The following is a 17,711-nucleotide window of genomic DNA, read 5'->3' as shown; positions in this document are numbered from 1 at the left end:
GAACCTTACGCATTGAAGCGAAATTATCAAGGGGTCAAATCCATGAAAGAGACATTCAATGTCGCCATCATCTATGGCAGCGCCCGCCAGGGCCGGTTCTGTGACACCGTCACCAGCTGGGTCGTTGAAACCCTGAAAACCGATCGGGACATTTCACTTGATACGATTGATCCGGCAGCTCTGAACTTGCCCGCTTACAATGTCGGAGCAGAACATCCCGGCGTAAAGGAACTGCATACGGCCCTGTCCGACGCCGATGCGTTTATCGTCGTCACCCCCGAATATAATCACAGCTTTACCGGCGAGCTCAAACTGTTGATTGATGCCGCAAAACAGCAATGGCGTCGCAAGCCGGTTGCCTTTGTATCCTATGGCGGCATGTCGGGTGGCCTGCGCGCAGTTGAACAATTGCGACTGGTCTTTGCCGAGCTACAAGCCGTCAGCATGCGCGACGTCGTAAGTTTTGCCAACGCATGGGATCGTTTTGACGACACCGGCAAGCCGGTCGACCTTGAAGGCACGAACGGCGCACTGCACCGCATGACTGCGGATTTGAAATGGTGGGCAAGTGCCCTGCGCGAAGCCCGCTATCCACAAAGCAAACATCAGTTGCTGGAAGCCATCGCATCATGACCGGAACCTTTGCATCCGATGATGAAATCATCACCCTAAGCCATGTAACGCCCAAAACCGGGCAAAAAGACCGCTTCGTTGAAATCCAGACACAATTTCAGCAAAGCGTCGCACCTGAAATCGAAGGCCTGACTGGCGGGCGGTTTTACGCCGCCGAGAACGGCAAATCTTTTGTCATCATGTCGCGCTTCCGGTCCCGCAAGGATCTTGAAAACTGGACCGGCTCCGAACGCTTTGCCGCGCATATGGCGCGCGTTCGCCCCCTTCTTGAAGCGGCCAAACCGGACCGCTTCACCGTGTTGTATCAGTCCGGAATTGTTTGAGCTCCCTACCCCGCCCCCGATGACGATCCGGGCTGATACTTCCCTTGGATGCGCATTTGCGCCACCGATGCAAAAGTGCGTTCCAAACGCAAAACGGGGCGACCATCCAGTCGCCCCGCCTGCCCTTTAAGACCTGGCTGCAATCCTAGTGATTGCGCATCTTGTCGGCATAGTCCTTAAGCTGCCGACGCGCGGCCTGGAAACTGTTTTTAAGCGCGATATAGACGTCTTCATGTGCATGGTCTGCACTGTCCCGCTTCACCATGATTTCCTTGCCCGGCACATTAATCCCGAAATGAACGGCAAAGCGGTTTCCATGGTTATGAGAAGCATGGGGTCGTTCCACAACGACATGACAACTGGTCATGCGATCGAAGGTTTCTTCAAGTTTTTGCACCTTGAAACGAATACGCTCGTCAAGCGCATCAGACTGGTCAACATCACGGTAGGTGATTTGAACGGGAACCTTCATGATACGGCCTCCTGTTTAAAGCCTTGGACGCAAAGCAGGGCGTTGCACCCTGCCGTTTAAGCCCGTCGCACTTGCGGCTTCGGGACAATCAGGAACGCTTTTTGTCTGGTTTACGCGCCCCTGTAATAAAACCGTCTATAACTATACTTAGGATACAAGACTTGCGCTGCAAGGTGCGTTGACGCATATCAAGCACGGTTTTTATCATAAACCGTTGAGATGTCCGTGCTTCTGCCGCATTCGGGGAAGCCCGGCAGTGTTTTGAAATACAGGAGAAAAAGAGGTCATGACGGAAGAAAAAATGCGGTTCGAGGCCGAGGTTAGCCGACTGCTCGATATCGTTGTCCATTCGCTTTATTCCAACAAGGACATCTTCCTGCGCGAGCTGATCTCCAATGCTTCTGATGCGTGCGACAAGCTGCGCTATGAAGCCATTGCCAAACCGGAACTGCTCGCAGGCGACGCTGAATTCAAGGTCCGCCTTCTGACAGATAATGTCCGCAATGTTTTGACGATTGCCGATAACGGGATCGGGATGAACAAGGCCGACCTGATTGACAACCTTGGCACCATTGCCAATTCCGGCACTGCCAAGTTCCTTGATGCTGTTTCCAAATCCGACAATGCCAAGGATGTCGACCTGATTGGTCAGTTTGGCGTCGGTTTCTATTCCGCCTTCATGGTGGCAAGCCAGGTTGATGTTCTGAGTAAAAAGGCCGGCGAAGATCAGGCCTGGAAATGGTCATCGGACGGCAAGGGCGAATACACCGTCGCCGAAGCCGAGATGGAAGGCCACGGCACGCAGATCACCCTGCATCTGACCGACGAGTTCAAGGAATTCACCGAAGAATACCGTCTGCGCCACATCGTCAAAACCTATTCCGATCACATCGGTATTCCGGTCGTTCTGATGAAGGCCGATGGCGATGAAACGCTGAACGAGGCATCCGCCCTTTGGACCCGTCCGAAATCGGAAGTCACCGACGAGCAATACAAGGAATTCTATAAACACAATTCCCATGCCTTCGATGATCCCTGGAAAACCATCCACTATCAGGCCGAAGGCGCGATTGAATATACCGGCCTTCTGTACCTTCCGACCATGCGTCCGTTCGATCTTTATGACCCGCAGCGCAAAGGTCATCTGAAACTTTATGTCCGCAAGGTCTTTATTACCGAGGGCGCGGATGAACTGCTTCCGCCATGGTTGCGCTTTGTTTCAGGTGTCGTCGACAGCCAGGACCTGCCGCTGAACGTCTCGCGCGAGATGTTGCAGCACAATCCGGTCCTGACCAAAATCAAGAACGGCCTGACCAAAAAGGTCCTGTCCGAACTTGAAACTGCGGCCAAAAAGGACGGCGAAGGGTTCGACAAATTCTGGGAAACCTTCGGCTCTGTGGTCAAGGAAGGTCTTTATGAAGACCAGTCAAATCGTGACCGTATCCTCAAGATCGCCAAGTTCCGTTCGACCAAGGGCGATGGCTGGACCACGCTTGCGGAATATGTCGAACGCATGAAAGAAGGCCAGAAGGCCATCTATTACATCAGCGGCGAAGATATCGACGCCCTTAAACGCAGCCCGCAGCTTGAAGGCTTTGCCGCCAAGGGCATCGAAGTTCTGCTTCTGACCGATCCGGTTGATGAATTCTGGATGCCATCGGTTGGCCAGTTCGAAGAAAAAGACTTCAAATCGGTCACCCGTGGCGGTGCCGACCTCAATGACGTCAAATCCGACGACAACGAAGACAGCAAGGACGAGAAAAAGGACGATACGGCAAGTGATGCATCGCTTGATGCATTGATTGCGTCGATCAAGATCGCCCTTGGAACCGGCGTTAAGGACGTTCGGGAATCTGATCGTCTGACCAGTTCGGCCTGCTGTCTGATTGCCGATGAAATGGGCATGGATCTGCGAATGGAACGCCTGATGAAACAGCACAATCGTGTTGATGAAATCAGCCCGCGTATTCTTGAAATCAACCCGAAACACAGCCTGATCAAAAAGCTGTCCGATGTTGCAATCAAGGATGCCAAGGCCCCGATCCTTCATGATGCCGCCCTGCTGCTGCTTGATCAGGCCCGCATTCTCGAAGGTGAAGCCCTTCCCGATCCGGTCAGCTTTGCACGCCGCCTTGATCTGATCATGGAAAAGGGTCTGGGTGCATAAGCCCGATACACCAACCGATATTGAGAACGGCGCGTCACAAGATGCGCCGTTTTCTTTTGGAAATCTGCGAAATTTAAAATGCTTATTTACCAACAACGGGCATAAAGGCCCCACATGTGAAAGAAGCTCGGAACCGACGGGAAGGCCCAAAACACCATGACTGCGATGATGAACTGGCAAAAACTGCTATCACCCGCACGGCTTGGCACCCGTCATTCAAGCGTCGGCGCCTTTGGTCGATCCGATTTTCACAAGGACTATGACCGGATCATTTTTTCCGCGGCGTTCCGACGTCTGCAACGGAAAACCCAGGTTCATCCGCTGCCGGAAAATGACAATGTCCATACCCGCCTGACCCACAGCCTTGAAGTATCCTGTATCGGTCGATCACTTGGTTTGATGGTCGGGCATAAATTGCATGAAAAGGGCAGTTTGCCCGACGCCATCGAACCCGATCATATGGCGGCCATCGTGCAGGCCGCAGCCCTTTGTCATGACATTGGCAATCCGCCCTTTGGCCATGCCGGGGAATATGCCGTCCGCCAATGGTTCATCGATGCCGATCCGATATTCACCGAAAAACTGGGCAAGGAACAGTTTGCAGACCTGACCACCTATGAAGGCAATGCGCAGGGTTTCCGTCTTTTGACCAACAAGCGCACCGGCCTTTATGACGGCGGGATGCGGTTGACCTATGCCACCTTGGCAAGCTTCCTGAAATATCCATGGTCGGCGGCCGGAAGTCCGTTTCCACAGAAAAAGAAGTTCGGTGCATTCCAAAAGGAATTCGCCCTGCTCGAAGAGGTTGCCGATGCCACCGGCCTGATCCGAACCGGGGATCAGGCATTTTGCCGTCATCCGCTGGTCTATCTGGTCGAGGCGGCCGATGATGTGTGCTACGCCCTGATTGATATCGAGGACGGGGTCGAACTTGAACTGGTGGAATTTGAAACCCTGGAGAACATGCTCCGCCCCTGTATCGAAGGCGACCTGCCCGCCGAATATCACCGCGAACAAAATATCAGCCGCAAGATATCCTTCCTGCGTGGCAAGATCATGTCGGGCCTTCTTGATGCACTTGTAGATGCCTTTGTCCGTAACGAGGAAGAACTTCTGGCAGGCGTCTGGAAGGGTGATCTTCTGGCCTGTGCCGACGGCCCCTATAACGAGCTGATCGCCAACGCAAAGTCATTCTCCGAAAAGCAGATCATCCTGAACCGCCGCAAGGTACAGATCGAAGTCGGGGCATTTGCCCATCTTGAAACCCTGCTTGATACCTTCTGTAAAACCGCGCTTGAAGTTCATCAGGCAACGACAGAGGCCGATGTCTCGTACCGTGCAGGGCGCGTTCGTGAACTGATCGGCAATGATGCCATGCCAATTGGCGCGCCGCTTTATGACCTGTATCTGGTCATCCTCGATTACGTTTCGGGCATGACCGATGACTTCGCCGCCCGCCTTGCGCGTGACATTGGCGGCGGACAGCACTGATCAATGTGGATGCTTGGCCCCTTTATCGCCCGCTATCGACGTCGTACGGCGTTCTTTGCCGCAACCGCGATGGCCGCCATTGTTTATGGTCTGGTGGAACAAAGCACACGCCCGGAGGTCGAGGCATGGTATTGGCCTGCGGTTCTGGGGGCTGTGACCTTTACGCTGACGCGGTTTGTGGTTTCCCGCCTGATCGGACGGTTTGTCGGCGGCGTGCGCCGTCATTTGCGCTAACGCATATTGGCTTAACACAGCCAAAACGAACAAGGGCAGGTCCAAAGACCCGCCCTTGATATCCGGATATAGCATCTGGCTGCAAACAGCACAGATACGATCAGTTAGTCCTGACCACCACCCATGGCGTTGCTGATTTTCTTGTCAGTATTGTACTGACTAAGCGAATAGACAGCCCAGATCGCAGCCGGAACCCAACCAACCAGAGTAATCTGCAAGATCAGGCAGATGACACCTGCAATCGGACGACCGATGGTAAAGAACAACAACCACGGAAGAAGAAGTGCGATCAAAAGACGCATGGATGAAATCCCCTTGTTAGTGTGACGCGCTTACATGCTGTCTTTGAAGGTGACAACAACGACACGGTTGCCCTGTTCGGCAACACCGTCATCGGTTGCAACCGGAACATTGGCTTCACCGCTGATGCTGATGGCAAGCTTGCTTGCCGGTACACCGCCGGCACGAAGTGCCTTCACAACTTCATCAACACGCGATTTTGCGAGAATGTCGTTATACATCGCATCGCCAGCACGGTCGGCATAGGCAACCAGACTTACGCTTGCCGGGGAATATTTGCCGTATGCTTCGACGATACCGTTGATCACCGACATGCCTTTGCCGTCGATTGCGGCACTGTCAAAACCGAAATAGACATTCATCGGAACCGGCATCGGCATTGCAGCAGCCATCGGCGCAGCAGCAGGTTCGAGTTCAGCCTGAACGATTGCCAGTGCCTGATAGAATGCCGAGCGGCAATTATCGATATCTTCCTGCTGAATGTTTTCTTCGAGTTCCTGCAACCAGCAATCGAAGCTGGACTGTGCACGTGCGGCAGCCGAAGCAGCCTTGTCGCGGCCACCGGCATCAAGTGCAGCCATCAGGTCGCTACGAGCAACTTCAACCTCGGCAACGCTGCCTTCCGGAAGCGAACGCTCGGAAATCATCTGCGGGCCGGTATCCTGGCTCATCGCAGCCATTTTCGAACGGCTGGTGAAGTAACGTGCGTCGCTCCAATCGGCTTCATCATATTCAGCCTGGGCGAGATCGGCGTAATTCTGGTGGAGAGCTGCGTCAAATGCCGACCCTTCGTCAGCCATATCACGCACCCCAGGAATATTCATATTTGCGCACGCGCTCAGAAAGGCTGCGGCGGAAACAACGGCGAGCAGTTTAGCTTTCATCGGTGTTACTCCTTGTCTGACCGACATTCCTTGTCCCAATCCCAAAAGATACTTTGGTGCTGATGCCGACATCGTTGGCCGATGTCTTGCAACAACCACCTTGCAGGTCATTTTCGCCTGCTATTTTTCCATATCATTCTTGCAGTCGATCAGATCCCTCGGACCCGACCCCGAATTTTGAACCGTAAAATCATTTACGATCCAGTGGCCCCAAGACAACATGGACGGGGATATAATTACCCCTATCCAAGGATATATAGAAGTCAATTTCATGAAAAAAAGCAGTGGGATAGAGAAAATTCATATTCCTTCTGATTCAGTTCTCCGACCAGGTGCCCGATAGACAACCATTTTGTCACAAAGTGACAACGATGCAGGTGAACCGTTTTTTCCCGGCCGGATCAAAAAAAGGCCCGACCGGAAAGGTCATCCGGTCAGGCCATTAAATTTCGATATTTGCAGTGTTAAGGTTTAGGCTAATCAGTCAGAAGACCCGCCAAACAATCCCTTAACCGCGCCGCCAAGTGCATCGGCACCATCCTTGATGGTGGTTCCACCGGTGCTTGCCGCACCGCCAATGGCCCCGACAACACCCTTGCCAAGATCACCCACGCCCTGCAACAGGCCATCGACATTCAGGCTGGATACTGCCTGGAACACGGATGCGTTAATTGCGGTCAGAATTTCGCCAGCAACCTGTGCCGGGGTTGCGCCGTTTTCTTCCTTGCCAACATCTTTCAGATGAATTTCAGGCAGGCTTGCCGACAGCTTCTTGCCCTGAAGCAGGGCGGCAGAAACACCAACATTTCCGTTCCGGACATAAACGTTATCAATAATGATTTTTGTGCTTGAACCGGCATCGTCACCCGCAGCATCACCGTCAGCACCACCTGCCCCGGCCGGGCCGGAAACGCGCTGAACAAAGCTTTCAACGTTGCGCTGGATCGTTGCGATGTTCGAGCTGCCATTGCCAAGCTCATAGGTAACACTTGGCGCATCAACGACCACTTCGATGATCCGAATGGTGTCACTGGTCAATGTCGATCCATCAAGACGAACTGAAATATTGCCCAGCGAGAAGGCGTAATCGGTTTTGAAACCATCCGGGTTTCCAACAACCAGCCCATTGATCGCCGCGGTATTCTGCGTTGCCTCGATTGCCACACCTTCAACTGTGACTTCGGCCAAAGTGACGCGTGTACCGGCCTTTTCAATCGTCGTTTTAACGATATCGTCAAGGTTCACATAGACATACACAAGTCCACCGACGACTAAAAAGATGATCGCGGCCAAACCAATCAGTATCTTTTTCATTGCTCGTATCCTGCTTAATTTGCCACCGAAACAGTGCGACATTGAGCACATGGGCACCGGATCAGTTTCATTCAAGCAAAAGAGTCGCCCCGTTTGGCCTGACAATCAAGTTATTTCACATGACAAAACAGCGGACTAGGTTACCCCGGCCCGCTGTTTTCAGGTCATCAAACTTGATTGTCTTACAGATTGAATTCCACAACCACCGGTGCATGATCCGACGGTTTTTCCCAATCCCGAGCCAGATCATAGACCGAAGCAGTGCGGACCGTACCGGCCATATTTGGCGTCATCCACACATGATCCAGTCGGCGACCCTTGTTGCTGCCGCGCCAGTCGCGCGACCGGTAGCTCCACCAGCTGAACAGTTTTTCCGGCTCGGGCACAACTTCACGGACCGAGTCAATGAAATCGCCCGACTGACGGAATTTCTCAAGAATCTCGACTTCAATCGGGGTGTGACTGACAACCTTGAGAAGCTGTTTGTGTGACCAGACATCGTTTTCAGACGGTGCAATGTTAAAGTCACCAACCAGAACGGCCTTGCGGTTCGGGTCTGCAGCACGGCGTTCGCCCCACCAGCTGGTCATTTCATCAATGAAAGACAGCTTGTGGGCAAACTTCTCGTTAATCGCCGGATCGGGTTCATCCCCGCCTGCCGGAATATAGAAGTTATGAAGTTCCACACCGTTTTCGAATTTCGCCATGCAATGACGGCGATCTTCCTTGCCACAGAAATGCTTGATGTCGGTTTCGACAAACGGAAGACGCGAGATAATCGCAACCCCGTTATAGCTTTTCATACCGTGGTTATGACGGTGCACATATCCTGCCGCCTCAAATGCGTCATGCGGGAAATGCTCGTCCGGGCATTTGAGTTCCTGAAGACACAATGCATCGGGCTGCTGGTCTTCAAGAAACTTGATGACCTGTTCGATGCGCAGGCGAACGGAATTGATATTCCAGCTTACAATCTTCAAAACGGGCTCCGTTTTCATTTTATTCGGGATGGGCTCCTGACCCGCTATCCCGTGTTATTTCAACGTTACCGACAGTTCTGCGACATCAGCGATCACAAGATCCATACGATCACCGCGCACCACCTGACCAACGCCTTCGGGCGTACCTGTGAACAACAGATCGCCCGGTTTAAGTTCAATCAGGGTCGAAAGATGAACCAGCGCATCAACCACCGGCCAGATCATTTTGGCTGTGGTGTCGTTCTGGCGCACATCGCCATTGACCGAAAGTTTCAGGTTGGTGGCATGCGGGTTTCCGGCCTCGGCCTTTGGCTTGATGGCTGATATTGCGGCACAGCCATCAAATGACTTTGCCATGTCCCACGGCAAACGGCGTTCTTTAAGTCCCGCCTGCACGTCACGGCGCGTCATATCAAGACCGGCGGCATAGCCAAAAATTGCATCTTCAACAGCGGCACGATCAAGGTCCTTGCCGCCTTTGGAAAGTGCGACAACCAGCTCGCCCTCGTAATGCAGGTCTTCGGTCGCGGACGGATAAGGCAAATCGCCATCGCCAACGACCAGACATCCGGTCGGCTTCATAAAGACACAAGGCGGTGTATCAGACGGATCCGACCCCATTTCGCGGACGTGATCGGCATAGTTTTTACCGATGCAGAAAATGCGGTTAACCGGGAAAAGGCCGTCGGAATCCTGAACCGGAATGGTCGTCGGTTCAGCTGCGTCGAAGATCAAAGTCATCATGACCCCTTTAAAATCATCCATGCTGTAGAACAGTCATACCCAAGCATCGGAAGAATTGAAATCTCCAATACGTCGAAATACCGTTCTACTGTCAGGAATTGTCAGGAGCCATTTTGCGCTTCGACACCCTTTGGACAAGGCAACATGCCTTATTGTGTCGTCAGTTTTTTCAGGTGGGCCTTGGCGGCAGCAACCTTTTCAGCTTCCAGAAAGGCAGGAACCGTTGCTGTAACGATTTTGGCCGTTCCTGGCGAGGTGACATGCAAGTGATAACGTTGCCCTTGCAGGATCGACACAAAGTTGTCCTCGAACGCGACATGTTCGCCATCGACTTCAAAAATATCGACCGCCCCGGACATTACAAAAACCAGTTCCTCGGCATACAGGTTCTGAACACCCGATACGACGCACGGACCTTTAAGCGACATTTCACGGAGCGTCACCGATGATACCGAACCGCAACCAAGCAGTGTTTCATTTCCATATGCCGCGGCGGTTGCATTTTCCAGATGTGTCACTTTCGGTCTCCTCTACAGGTGCGTTGGTCGGGCTTGCAGGGCGAAAATGACGGGGAACAGTTTTCCGCACCATCCGCATATGAGGATGCACAACAAAAAATGGCGGCGCACCGGGCACCGCCATTTCCATTAGAAGTTCAACGACCCTTATAACAGGCCCTCGATCACGCGGTCCGGCGGGGTATGGCCATCAACGAACGTCTTGATATTGATCAGGACTTTTTCGCCCATATCAACGCGACCTTCGATGGTTGCCGAGCCCATATGCGGCAACAGGACCGCATTTTGCAGCTCAAGCAACTTGGGGTTCACTGCCGGTTCGTGTTCAAACACGTCCAGTCCGGCACCGGCAATTTCGCCATCGGCCAGCATCCGGGTCAGGGCCGGTTCATCAACAATCTCGCCACGTGCGGTGTTGACCAGAATGGCATGCGGCTGCATCAGTTTCAGGCGACGGGCAGACAGCAAATGATAGGTTGCAGGTGTGTGCGGGCAATTGACCGATACCACATCAACATGAGCCAGCATCTGATCAAGGCTTTCCCAATAGGTGGCATCAAGTTCTTCTTCGATATCAGGATGGACGCGACGCCGGTTGTGGTAATGCACAGACAATCCGAACCCCTTGGCACGGCGGGCCAGAGCACGGCCAATGCGGCCCATGCCGACAATGCCCAGACGCTTGCCCCAAATGCGATGGCCCAACATCAAGGTCGGCCCCCAGCCTGCCCATTCGCCTTTGCGAATAAGACGCTCGCCCTCGGCAAGGCGACGCGAAACAGACAGGATCAGCGCCATGGTCATATCGGCGGTGTCTTCGGTCAGAACATCCGGGGTGTTGGTGACCGTAATCCCGCGTGATCGTGCAGTCTGCAGATCAACATGGTCCACACCGGTCCCGAAATTGGCAATCAGCCTAAGGTTCGGGCCCGCATGGGCCAATACGGCAGCGTCAATCTTATCCGTCACTGTCGGGACAAGAACATCGGCAACTTTGACAGCTTCGATAAGTTCCTGCTTGCTCATTGCGGCGTCATCAATATTGAGACGCGCATCGAACAGTTCCATCATACGGGTTTCGATCGCTTCCGGCAGTTTCCGGGTCACGACGACAAGCGGTTTTTTCTTGGTCATCTGCCGATCCTATGCAGTCTTTTAACTCTTTTTCTGACAAAATCTGGCATCACGCACTTTTGTGCTCTGCCGCATTGCAGTGATGCCATGCACAAAGGTACAAAAGCAAGGATTTTGACGCTGTTTTTGTAATTTTATTACGCAACGGCAATAGCTGGCAACCCGCTGCCAGAGAGAATAAACAAAGGAATACCAACACGATGCCGCGTATTTTGCGCAGTTTTCTGTCTCGCATGATGGCTTTGGCAATTCTGGGCAGCCTTGCCGCTCCGATTGTTGCCAGCGCGCAAGAATCCGGTTTGCCCATTCCGCGGTTTGTCGCATTGCGGTCAGACAAGGTGTTCCTGCGGTCCGGTCCCGGCCTGCGTTATCCCAAGGTCTGGATTTATCAGCGCCGCAACATGCCGATGGAAGTCGTGTCCGAATTTGATACCTGGCGCAAGGTCCGCGATTGGGAAGGCAGCGAAGGCTGGGTTCACCAAAGCCTTCTGGTCGGATCACGCCACGTCATCGTCACCGATGACACCATCACGCTTTATTCCGCAGCGGACGAGAATGCCCGCAAAATCGCACTGGTGTCGGCCAGCGTGATCGGTCGGATCGAAGACTGCCCGTCAAATATCAACTGGTGCCAGATAAAGTTTGGTGATTTTGAAGGATGGACGCCCCGTCACGGTTTCTGGGGTGTTTATGACGACGAAAACGTCGAAGGATAGGATCGCACCAGATCAATCTTGCGCACCCGGACGGTTCCGGCGTCCCTTCTGATCAACACGTCCAAAGCATCAATCAGGCGTCAACGGAAACGCGGGTTGTTTGGCGTTCGGCCCCGCTGTTGTTGTTTGACGCGATATTGCCGCCCTGATCATACCCGCCAAATCCTGTGGTCCTGAATGGCTGCGGCCGTGGCGCGCTGTCCGTCGACTGACCAGGGAACTCCGTCCCGTATGGCGTTCCATCTTCGGCATTCGGATCAAAGACCGGACGATCATTCTGTTCAAGGAACGGATCAGGTTGCGGTTCAGGCAGGCTAAACCCGCCAACGGTAACCGTCTGATTGGCAAGCTGGGTTGCAATATTCCCCAGATAGGCCTGCAAATTTTCTGATATCCGTGCCTTTACGTCATCGATTTCGGAGCCATCCGACGCGGCCAGTTGGGCCTGAAGAATGTTGTCTCCCGCCACCTGTGCAACACGGTTCTGATCCTGCGCCGTTGCAATACTGCCGCGGTCTGCCGCCAATGATATTTCGCGATCCCGCAATGACTGCTGGGCTTCGTCAATCAGGACGCGGGCATCCGAAACACCGGTATTGCTCGAAAGATCAATAGAAGACAGCCCCGTCGCCAGATCTTCGGACGCGGATGCATAAAGCTCGACATCAATCTGATTATCCGACGACGTACCTGAACCCGTCCGCACCGAAATCGTCTGATCCTGATCAAGAAGATTACGCCCGTCATACGAACTGCTGGCCGCGATATCATCGATCCGGGTCAGGTAATCTTCGATCTGCGCATTGAGCTGTGCACGTTGCTGCGCTGAAAGGTTCGGATTTTCCTCGGCAACTTCGATCAGGGATTCGATTTCATCAAGCGCATCACCAATGCGCGACAAATCATCCGCTGCCTGCGTCAAAAGGTCGCCAGCACTGCCAAGCGATCCGCGAAGCTTTTCCGCGGTGTAGCTGCTGCCGCGAACAAAGCTGTTTTGACGCTCGGTAGTACCCGATGGTGTCGAAGGCTGGTTGTCATCAGACGCAGTCAACCTGTTCTGCGGTGCGATTGCACGCGCAGTACTGGTATAGATCGTCAATTGACTGGCCAGTGCTTCCATCGGTTTTCCGCGCAAACAAGCCGGCAATGCAACTACGTGCTGCACGGGCAAAGGAATTGAAATCATTCAAAACCATGCCCGCCTGACCATCCTGGCGTCCGGCGGAAATATCAGCCGATAGTATAGATTATTCGCGATGAAACATTAAGCCCAAATACGCAACCAAGGCGCAACTTGGGAAAAAGTCACCCTATCTGGGCGCAACATGATGGACGCAATCATCCCTGCCCCTTCAAGGTCAGCAACGAATCGCAAAGGAATCAGGCCTGCTTGCGCCGTAAAACGGCAAACATTTCCAGATGCGATGACCACAGGAACTGGTCGACCGGGACGACTTTCTCGATCTCGTATCCACCGTTACGCAGGACGCGCATATCACGCGTAAAGGTTGCCGGGTTACAGGACACCGCCAATACCCATTCCGGTCCACCAACAGCAAGCTCTTCGCACTGTGCCAAGGCCCCGGCACGCGGCGGGTCGAAAACGACAAGATCGAACGCAGCCAATTCTGTCGCCGTCAACGGCTGACGGAACAGATCACGTTTAACAACCTTGATCGGACTTCCCGATTGTCCGACTGCATATTGCAAAAGCTCAACCGCCCGCGGATCGCTTTCCACCGCGGTTACCGAACGACGTTTACCAGAAAGGGCCAAGGCAAAGGTAAAGCTGCCCACCCCGCAAAACAGGTCGGCAACCTGTTTTGGCGCGATTTCATCAAGTGCCGATTTAACCGCGGAAACAAGGGCATGTTCCCCTTCACGGGTGGCTTGCAGGAACCCGCCCGGTGCAATCGGCACTTCGACATTTTCAAAGGCAACAAGCGGCGTATGGCGGGCGGCAACCGGCTCGTCCGGGCGCTCACCAACCTTCCAGCTCAGGCGTGCGATATTCTGGGTATCGGCAAAGGCCGCAAGATCCTGACGCATATCAAGATTGGGATCGGCACTGGCATGAACCAGAACATCCAGCCCGTTATCGGCCAGTGTGACAAAGACTTCCTTGATGTCTCGCGCATGATCGGGCGGACAGGATTTCAGGAAATCAACAAAGGCACTGCGAAACGCCATCAATTCCGGACGCAGCACGGCACAATCAGGAACATTCAGGACTGTGTGGCTGAACCGGCCATGGAAACCGACAAACACACCGGTTGCACCAACATGCACAGAAAACCCTGCACGACGGCGGCTTGCCGGCGGTGAAATTTCAACATCGGCAATCAGGTCATCGGCGTCTTCGGCATCAATCCCGGCGCGCAGCAACGCGGTGCGGGCCTTGTCATGTTTCCACCCGCGATAATCCTCGTCATTCATGTGCTGCAAGGCACAGCCACCGCATTCCTTGAAATGCGAACAGCGCGGCGGGTTGAAGGACGGACTTCTGGTGATTTCCTCGACAATCTCGGCACCGTAACCGTCGCCGCGTTTCTGACGCAAAGCAACACGGACTTCGTCCCCCGGCAGGACACAATCAACATACACCAGAACGGCTTTGCCATCGGGTGCCGCGACATGTGCGATGCCATCACCACGCGCACCAACCTGTTCGATGGTGACCGGCGCTTCAAAACCAATCAGCGGATCACGACGGGATGGTTGACGCTTTCGCCCCCCACGGGCACGGGGATTGCGGTGATGATGTTTCATAAACTCTCTCTCGGGGGTGACTTTTGCCACATATTTTCTGGCAATTTATCGCAGGTGCCAAATGCCCGCCTCAGATACACCAGTTGGCCCGCCACGAACAGGGGCGAACACAGATTTAATTTTCCAACCAGTGCTGTATCAGGTCAAACCCGACCCGGCATCCGGGGAAAGGCTGGAAAATTAATCCGCAAATGAGCGCGACCAACCCCTTAAAATCGTGTAAGAATAACACCATAAAACATACAAGAAACTGTTTATGTCCACGTGACAGATTGCCATTTGTCAGACATCATGGATTGATGCCAGATGCGATTGGCGCGATGACGACGTTATGTGCGCCTAAATACGGGTTGGGGAACCTGTATGGCGGGTCACGGATGGGGGAGTTATGGAAGAAGAAGAACACAAGCAACCGGACGAGAATTCAACCACACAAACGTCTCGTCTGAAAAAGCGGGCGCTTGCGGCTGGATTCCTGACCGCGGTCTTCTTTGCATCTGTGACGTTCTTTTTCTGGCAATCGTTTGAAAACAATCGCCGCACCATCCTTCTGTCGGCGGCCCAGATCACGGCAACTTCCATCGCCCAGCAGGTCAGTCAGATTGTCACAAGCAATTTGGCCGTTCTTGAAAACTTTGCCGACAACTGGCAGGAAGGCCCGCCCAAGGATGAACGCGCCTATCTGTCAATCGCCACCCCCTTGCAAAGCCGCTTCCCCGCGCTTCAGGCAATCAACTGGATTTCGCCGAACTACATCATTTTGTATGTCGCCCCGATCAAGGGAAATGTCCCGGCGATTGGTGCTGACCTGAAACGGCATCCGGTTGCAGGACCGGTTCTTGATATCGCCCTTGATCAGCGCCGCACCCAGATTACCCCGACCCTGGAACTGCTTCAGGGCGGACGCGGATTTGCCGCCTATAGCCCGGTTTTGGGCCGCGACGGCGAAATCCTTGGCGTCATTAACGGGGCGTTCCGCATCCGGTCCATGCTGGCATCGGTCATCAATTCCGAACAGGTCGAAGATTATACCGTGCGCGTGCGCGAAGGTGACACTGTCCTGTTTGAAGTCCGCGGCGAAGGCGATAACGAACAATTGCAGCGCACTGTCCCGGTCGAAATCGTCGGCCGTCAGTGGCTGGTCGATGTGATCGCCGATCCCAAGCTGGCAACACAGCACACCGCCAATCCCGAACTTGTCTTGCTGTTCGGGACGATTGGCACAGCCTTGTTTACCATCCTGATTTTCATGCTGACCAATCGGCAGAAAACCTCTTCACGGCGCACGATGCATCACATCAATGCCGGGGATGATATCAACGATCTGGCCCTGTCGATCACCAAGCTTGATGGTCATCTGAAATCAATGTCGGCCGAAACTGCCGAATTTTTCGATCTGCGCGAAGAAGATTACGGCTTCATCCGTTTTTACAATCTGGCGCCAGAATTCCAGTCCGATGGTTCTGCGTCCCGCCGGTCGCAGGAGAAAATGTTGCTTGCAATCAATCGCGGCGAGGAAGAACTCCGCCGCGAATGGATTGTTCGCAGTGCCGAAGGCGTTCACGTCGTTTGCAATCTGGCGATGAAGCCGTCGCTAAGCAATCCTGACTGTGTCGATATTACCCTGCATCACAATCCGGCCGCGAATGCATCGGTCAATCGCCTGCGCTATCTGGCGACCCATGATCCCCTGACCGGGCTTCCAAACCATGCCCTGTTTGAAGATCGCCTGAACCAGGCGGTTGCCCATGCCAAACGCTATGAAAAGCTGCTGTCGGTTCTGGTGGTGGATATCGATAACTTCCGCGCCATCAATGACCGGTTCGGTGCGGATGTCGGCGATGAAACGCTTCGCACCATTTCCGGGCGTCTGCGGGCAACTGTGCGGGAAAAAGATACCTGCGCACGGTTCTCGGGCGACATGTTTGCAATCATCGCGACCGACCTGTCCGAAGCCGAAGGTGCGGCACTTGTGGCCGAACGCGTGGTCGAAGCCATGTCGCAACCGATCCAGACGACAACCGGCGAAGAAATCCGCCTGCATGTCAGTGTCGGCGTTGCCCTGTATCCCAACGATGCGCGTGCGCCGTCACAATTGCTGGCCAATGCCGATGCCGCAATGTATCGCGCCCAGAAGTCGGCAGAATCGTCATATTGCTTCTTTGTCGAGACAATGAACAACGTGATGCATGCCCGTTTGTCGATGGAAACGCAGTTGCGTCGTGCTGTGGATGAAAAACGGTTCGTTCTCGAATATCAGCCGCGCTATCGCACATCGGATCGCAGCCTGACCGGGTTCGAAGCCCTGTTGCGCTGGATTGATGACAGCGGCAAACGCCGCCTGCCGCCCGATTTCATCGCCGTTGCCGATCGCACCGGGCTGTTATCGCCGCTGGGACAATGGATCATTGAAACCGTCTGCAAACAGCTTTCTGCATGGCGCGCAGAGGGTTATGTGCCGGTGCCAATTGCCCTTAACGTTTCAAGCCGCCAGTTCATCCAGGCCGATTTGATCAAGAACATCATTGATCTGACCGCCGAACATGAAATTGACGCCGCCATGATCGAGATCGAGGTTTCCGAGGATATCGCCATGCGCGAACCCGAACGCGCCCTTGGTCAGTTCTATCGCTTTGCCGAGGCAGGCATTGGCCTGACGCTCGATCACTTCGGAGCTGGCAACACGTCGCTTCGCTATCTGAAACGGTTCCCGGTTCAGCGCATCAAACTGTCGAAGTCGCTTTTCAGCCTTGCTCTTGATGAACAACCTGAAAACAGCATCCTGCAACCGGCAATCCGCCTGTGCAAAAGCCTGAACCGCAAAGTGGTTGCAGTTGGTGTCGAAACCGAAGAACAGCTTGCCGTCTTGCAGGCCGCGGACTGTGACGAGATGCAGGGCTTCCTGCTTTCAGCACCACTTGATGCCCGCGATACTGCCGAACTTCTGACACTGCAAAAGGGCCCTGCACGCAAAAAGGCCGCAGCCAAGCCCGCGCCGGATGAACCATCCCAGTAACGTGCGCAGCCCCGAC

17 protein-coding genes are annotated in these 17,711 nt (G+C 54.0%); 7 read left to right on the top strand and 10 right to left on the bottom strand.

The annotated features are described in order from the left end of the window. Positions 1-42 precede the first annotated feature (42 nt). Both TH19_RS14765 and TH19_RS14760 read left to right on the top strand, forming a co-directional pair. Complete coding sequence (locus tag TH19_RS14765) at positions 43-633, top strand: NADPH-dependent FMN reductase (RefSeq protein WP_114103111.1); 591 nt, start codon at positions 43-45, stop codon at positions 631-633. Continuing rightward, entirely contained in the window at positions 630-956 is a 327-nt protein-coding gene (locus tag TH19_RS14760; RefSeq protein ID WP_181846432.1) for a putative quinol monooxygenase, read from the top strand. Before TH19_RS14765 ends, TH19_RS14760 begins: the two co-directional genes overlap by 4 nt. A gap of 145 nt (positions 957-1,101) precedes the next feature. Here the strand turns inward: TH19_RS14760 and TH19_RS14755 are convergent, their stop codons facing one another. Next, complete coding sequence (locus TH19_RS14755) at positions 1,102-1,428, bottom strand: HPF/RaiA family ribosome-associated protein (RefSeq protein WP_114103109.1); 327 nt, start codon at positions 1,426-1,428, stop codon at positions 1,102-1,104. A 286-nt stretch (positions 1,429-1,714) separates the two neighbouring features. Between TH19_RS14755 and htpG the strand changes: the two genes are divergently transcribed. The 3 genes from htpG (at position 1,715) to TH19_RS14740 (ending at position 5,320) form a co-directional block, all read left to right on the top strand. Next, a complete protein-coding gene (gene htpG, locus TH19_RS14750) occupies positions 1,715-3,595 on the top strand; it encodes a molecular chaperone HtpG (protein WP_114103108.1) in 1,881 nt (626 codons plus the stop codon). Between the two features lie 156 nt (positions 3,596-3,751). Continuing rightward, positions 3,752-5,086 (top strand): deoxyguanosinetriphosphate triphosphohydrolase, encoded by a 1,335-nt coding sequence (locus TH19_RS14745; protein ID WP_258547974.1) that lies wholly within the window; start codon positions 3,752-3,754, stop codon positions 5,084-5,086. 3 nt (positions 5,087-5,089) lie between these two features. Continuing rightward, on the top strand, positions 5,090-5,320 hold the full coding sequence (locus TH19_RS14740) for a hypothetical protein (RefSeq protein ID WP_114103107.1): 231 nt from the start codon (positions 5,090-5,092) through the stop codon (positions 5,318-5,320). Between the two features lie 104 nt (positions 5,321-5,424). Here the strand turns inward: TH19_RS14740 and TH19_RS14735 are convergent, their stop codons facing one another. The 7 genes from TH19_RS14735 to TH19_RS14705 all read right to left on the bottom strand — a co-directional run bounded on the left by TH19_RS14735 (position 5,425) and on the right by TH19_RS14705 (position 11,194). Then, positions 5,425-5,622: a YqaE/Pmp3 family membrane protein gene (locus tag TH19_RS14735; RefSeq protein WP_114103106.1), complete on the bottom strand. Its 198-nt coding sequence runs from the start codon at positions 5,620-5,622 to the stop codon at positions 5,425-5,427. A 30-nt stretch (positions 5,623-5,652) separates the two neighbouring features. After that, entirely contained in the window at positions 5,653-6,504 is an 852-nt protein-coding gene (locus TH19_RS14730; protein WP_114103105.1) for an OmpA family protein, read from the bottom strand. Between the two features lie 480 nt (positions 6,505-6,984). After that, positions 6,985-7,818 carry an AsmA family protein gene (locus tag TH19_RS14725; protein WP_114103104.1) on the bottom strand — a complete coding sequence of 278 codons (834 nt, stop codon included), beginning with the start codon at positions 7,816-7,818 and terminating at the stop codon, positions 6,985-6,987. Between the two features lie 182 nt (positions 7,819-8,000). Further along, positions 8,001-8,798, bottom strand: a complete 798-nt coding sequence (xth, locus tag TH19_RS14720) for an exodeoxyribonuclease III (RefSeq protein WP_114103139.1) — start codon at positions 8,796-8,798, stop codon at positions 8,001-8,003. Positions 8,799-8,852: 54 nt separating this feature from the next. Continuing rightward, a complete protein-coding gene (locus TH19_RS14715) occupies positions 8,853-9,539 on the bottom strand; it encodes a fumarylacetoacetate hydrolase family protein (RefSeq protein ID WP_114103138.1) in 687 nt (228 codons plus the stop codon). Between the two features lie 152 nt (positions 9,540-9,691). Further along, positions 9,692-10,060: a cupin domain-containing protein gene (locus TH19_RS14710; protein ID WP_114103103.1), complete on the bottom strand. Its 369-nt coding sequence runs from the start codon at positions 10,058-10,060 to the stop codon at positions 9,692-9,694. A 147-nt stretch (positions 10,061-10,207) separates the two neighbouring features. After that, positions 10,208-11,194 (bottom strand): 2-hydroxyacid dehydrogenase, encoded by a 987-nt coding sequence (locus tag TH19_RS14705; protein WP_114103102.1) that lies wholly within the window; start codon positions 11,192-11,194, stop codon positions 10,208-10,210. A 200-nt stretch (positions 11,195-11,394) separates the two neighbouring features. Between TH19_RS14705 and TH19_RS14700 the strand changes: the two genes are divergently transcribed. After that, positions 11,395-11,910, top strand: coding sequence for an SH3 domain-containing protein (locus tag TH19_RS14700; protein WP_114103101.1), 516 nt, complete (start codon positions 11,395-11,397; stop codon positions 11,908-11,910). Positions 11,911-11,983: 73 nt separating this feature from the next. Here the strand turns inward: TH19_RS14700 and TH19_RS14695 are convergent, their stop codons facing one another. Then, the gene (locus TH19_RS14695; RefSeq protein ID WP_181846431.1) at positions 11,984-13,030 is read right to left on the bottom strand and encodes a flagellin N-terminal helical domain-containing protein; all 1,047 of its coding nucleotides are present in this window, start codon (positions 13,028-13,030) and stop codon (positions 11,984-11,986) included. Between the two features lie 260 nt (positions 13,031-13,290). Further along, the gene (locus TH19_RS14690) at positions 13,291-14,679 is read right to left on the bottom strand and encodes a class I SAM-dependent RNA methyltransferase (RefSeq protein ID WP_114103099.1); all 1,389 of its coding nucleotides are present in this window, start codon (positions 14,677-14,679) and stop codon (positions 13,291-13,293) included. A gap of 388 nt (positions 14,680-15,067) precedes the next feature. Between TH19_RS14690 and TH19_RS14685 the strand changes: the two genes are divergently transcribed. Beyond that, positions 15,068-17,695, top strand: coding sequence for a bifunctional diguanylate cyclase/phosphodiesterase (locus tag TH19_RS14685; protein ID WP_114103098.1), 2,628 nt, complete (start codon positions 15,068-15,070; stop codon positions 17,693-17,695). The last annotated feature ends 16 nt before the right edge of the window (positions 17,696-17,711 follow it).

Source organism: Thalassospira profundimaris (assembly GCF_003326675.1).
GTDB classification, from domain to species: domain Bacteria; phylum Pseudomonadota; class Alphaproteobacteria; order Rhodospirillales; family Thalassospiraceae; genus Thalassospira; species Thalassospira aquimaris.
The sequence above is the reverse complement of the archived record's forward strand: the minus strand, read 5'-3'. Positions and strand labels throughout refer to the sequence as shown.